Origin of the sequence: Planomicrobium sp. MB-3u-38 (assembly GCF_002836425.1) — a bacterium.
GTDB classification, from domain to species: domain Bacteria; phylum Bacillota; class Bacilli; order Bacillales_A; family Planococcaceae; genus Planococcus; species Planococcus okeanokoites.
Map to the genome: position 1 here is coordinate 1 of NZ_PJBO01000054.1, position 3,270 is coordinate 3,270.

Annotated in this window: 3 protein-coding genes; 1 reads left to right on the forward strand and 2 read right to left on the reverse strand. The window is 38.8% G+C overall.

Annotation, left to right across the window (positions count from 1 at the left end; genetic code table 11):
- The first annotated feature begins 1,165 nt into the window (after positions 1 to 1,165).
- A complete protein-coding gene (locus CXF70_RS18175) occupies positions 1,166 to 1,315 on the forward strand; it encodes an IS3 family transposase (protein ID WP_158241180.1) in 150 nt (49 codons plus the stop codon).
- Positions 1,316 to 1,612: 297 nt separating this feature from the next.
- Here the strand turns inward: CXF70_RS18175 and CXF70_RS10330 are convergent, their stop codons facing one another.
- On the reverse strand, positions 1,613 to 1,993 hold the full coding sequence (locus CXF70_RS10330) for a hypothetical protein (RefSeq protein WP_101802594.1): 381 nt from the start codon (positions 1,991 to 1,993) through the stop codon (positions 1,613 to 1,615).
- 536 nt (positions 1,994 to 2,529) lie between these two features.
- Positions 2,530 to 3,216 carry a class F sortase gene (locus tag CXF70_RS10335; protein ID WP_101802595.1) on the reverse strand — a complete coding sequence of 229 codons (687 nt, stop codon included), beginning with the start codon at positions 3,214 to 3,216 and terminating at the stop codon, positions 2,530 to 2,532.
- Positions 3,217 to 3,270 lie beyond the last annotated feature (54 nt).

Sequence of the window (3,270 nt, forward strand, 5' to 3'; positions counted from 1 at the left end):
GTATAATTACAGCTAGTTTAGTATAACAGCAATGAAACTGTTTTATATTACAGTTACATATCAATTTTTAGCCAGTTAGATTTTTATCGATGGGCGGCAAGGAAAAGAACTTCTACGGCAAAGTACATGGGGAGAGAGCAAACTCTAAGGAAGAATACAATACTTATCTCATAGAAAATACCTCTTCAAACAGCAGCGATTCAGGAATGTAAGTATTTTTTCATTTGTGTATGGAGAAATCTAGGAAGCAGAAGATGAAACTTTTTTAGGGGGAAGATTAATTTCGCGGAAGTCATCACTCATTGAAGATTAAGGGTTTTTGAGGAGAAGAGCAGGATATAATTAAGAGTGAATAAACAGGATAACTACATTAGTTTACCTTTAATAATAAAAGCTAATTAATATATGACTGCTACCCGCAGTTAACCAAGAAATTTGGGATGTACAGTTATGAGCAAATGAAAAGGGGATTTCGTTTTTCAGCAATTGGTGAAACATGGATTGCGAAATGAGCAACAAGCCAGGTGTATTCTGCAGGATTCAAACTGTGTGTATTACACTTTTTGAAAGAAAAAGGCGCTTCCTACTAGGGTGTAGCGAATGCATGTTAAATGTAAAACCTACGCTAATTACGAAATGGAAACACACTTCTTTGGATGGAAAAGCAAGAGATTTGATAACCAAAGGATGGACACACATGGCGAAAAATCCTCCAAAATACCAACAAAAGCAGTTAAAGCGGTGTCCCGTGAAGAACAATTCGAGCGTGAGAATGAGCTTCTCCGCTTGGAGAATGCTTATTTAAAAAATTAGACGCTTTCTAGGAAAACTCAGCTACTTTCCTCGAAAAGCACAAATAGCGATGGCATAGGAAATCCAAGAAGAAAGATACCGATTAATAGATGTATAGATAATCGTCGTTTTTCCGAAGGCGCCATACCATTATCACCGGTAGCGGTTCGATTCAGAGGAGCTGAGTCTGAAGTGAAAGACGTTGGTACTGGCGCTGTTTGAGAAACACGAAGGCTGTTACTAGTCTCACTACATTAAGTCCCGCCATCCTTGAGAGACAGGCTTACATATCGGAAGACCATTCATTCCGACGAGGCTGACATTACATACTCCGATAAAGCAAAACCGCACCTTCTTAAGCACGTTCCTAAAAGTGACCTATGTCAATAACGTTGCCGCAGAGAACTTCTACGGTCTGCTTAAACAGGAGATGTATGACGGAGAAGCGATGGTCTCGTATGATGAATTGAAGCAGAAGATTGAACGATACATCTACAATTTCAACCACGAGGGCATCAAGTAAAAATTGGCAGACATGAGCTCGGTGTATTACCGAACGCATGCCTGCCAACCAGCTACTTAACTCATATTCTAACTTAAAGGGACCACTATTGCTTCTCCTCTTCCTTTTATACTTCAACTTAAATTGCAAAAGCTATGAGTATAAACAGGAAAATCACTTACTTAAAGCATCTGTTTTTATGACCCATCGATAGATTTGATAATCCAGTTTATAAACGTCTATGGGACAAACCGTATACTCAAGAGCCTATGTAATTCAGCTTTGATAAGTAAGAGTAGCAATTGCAGAGTCTAAAGTCTACATAAAAAATAACTTTAGAGCTCCCCAGCTTATTAAAAGAAAGCCGCTTGATAGCAACGTGAGGTAGCCTATAAACAATTTGTTTTCTTTACTTTGCATCTGTTTGTATTCCTTATAAGTGATTTCTCCCTTAGCGTAACTTAATCCAATTTCGTTTGGTTCAATATCGAAGCGCATACCTTCTTCATCTTCTAAAGTTACTTTACTAATCAAAGGAAGGTCTTCTTTGGCCAAAATCTGCTCTATGGAATGATTTTGAAGATCAATATTTTTATTGTCGATAAATTTTATTAAAACAAGCTTATAGACGGAATTTTCTCTGATTTTTTCACTCATAATATATGCTTGACGTTCAATTTCATTATTGGAGACGCACATGCTTTCCACTCCCATCTTTGTATAACTTAGTAAAAGGCAAAGGCAATCTGACTTTAAGATTTTACACGGGAGATCTATACCTTCATTCTTGCCGTTTGCTCTAAGCAACCCTTTAGGATTTCTGTAGTCCCTTTAGTTTTACCACGATTCCCGTTACTTCACCAATTGAAGCGGCTTGAGGGAGGAGGATTATGGCTAGTCGCTAGAGAAAATGAGCAATGGGCAGATGTGAAAGAGGTGAAAGAAGAAATGACAAAAGACAAGAGGGCCCAAAAACCGTTTAAAAGTAGTTTGGATTGAGTGAAGCATTCAAGTATGGCTCTGATACCTATTGGCATCCCTGCAAGGGATTACTATTTTGCTTCTATTTTCTCTGATTCGTTTAAATGAAAATTAACCGAAGTGATGTAATAACGCTTATTTACTATCTACAGCTATATTTTCTACGTATTTACTGTCGAATAGGCATACGACGTGGCGTGATGCATGCCAATATTGTTTTGCACTCAGTAGTGGTTCGGCAATGGGTCTGAGCATCAGGAGCCGGAAACCAGTTCCGCTGAAACGACAAGACGCTCTTCGTAGGATCCAGTGTCTTTGTAAAAATCACCCGTACAAGTAATTAAATTCAGCATCCGTTTGTCAGATTCACCAAAAATTTCTTTTACTGGAGCCTGTTCTGTTTGGTAACTATTAATTTCTTTTACTTCAAAAATCAGTTTCCGTCCATCAACACCGGTTAAAGTTACTCGTTCTCCAACCTTTACTTTGGTCAAGTTATAGAATACAGCAGGTCCGGTCAGACTGTCGACATGCCCAGCAAGCACTGAATGACCTTTCGCTCCCGCCTTGAAACCAGGTTCAAACCAGCCGACTTTATCTACATTTTCAGGCACTCCCATTTCTCCGTTCTCCAGTATCCCTGTTTGCTCTACAGCGGCATCCACTCCGATTGATGGAATTTCAATCTGGGCTGGCTCCATCCCTTTTACGTTCTGCAGCTGTTCGATACGAAGCTGTTGAAGCTTTTCTTGTTGTTCAGGAAGGAGGGGAAACTCTCTAACTTTATCAATATACTTCCCAAACTTTTTTTCTCTTTCTTTGGGCAATTCAATTTGTTTAATTTCTTCGTCGAAAAGCGGTCTATTAGCCATAGGTTCTAAGATTAAAAACAATGTGATGCATAAAAATAATGCGATGCTTATAGTAAAAATTGATTTCAACTGTCATCCCTCCAGTTTAATTAGAACTAGCGCTTGTTTAACGCACAGGTGGAC